We start from the raw sequence: 379 nt of genomic DNA, 5'->3' as shown, positions 1-379 counted from the left end.
GTCACCAGCGGATCGATAACCACCATGTACTTCAGTTTGCTCAGGCAGCTCACCACTTTGTTTTTGTCCGGGAAGGACGCAACCGGGTTAAAGCCCTGGCAGAAATAACCGGTGACTTTGCCTTCGTCCATCATGTTGAAATACTTGATGACGTCGTAGGTCTGGTCCCACTTCGGCAGCCAGTCGTAGCCCCAGTTGTTCTCTTTCTGCGCGGCATCGCCGTAGAAAGATTTCATCAGGCTAACGAAAAACTTCGGATAGTTGCTCCAGTAGTTCACCTGATCAGCCAGCGTCGCTTTCGGCGTGTTCGCTTCCAGATACGACTGCAAATCAACCTGTTTTTCTGACGGCAGCGTCAGATAACCTGGCAGGCTGGTAG

General features: G+C 51.7%; 1 pseudogene. It reads right to left on the bottom strand.

The annotated features are described in order from the left end of the window. Positions 1 to 379: pseudogene (locus ACXIUA_RS00315) on the bottom strand (formate dehydrogenase-N subunit alpha); the annotation flags it as partial.

The organism is Corynebacterium sp. UMB8791 (genome assembly GCF_054166365.1).
Note: the sequence above shows the minus strand (reverse complement) of the source record. Positions and strands in the feature narration are given on the sequence as shown.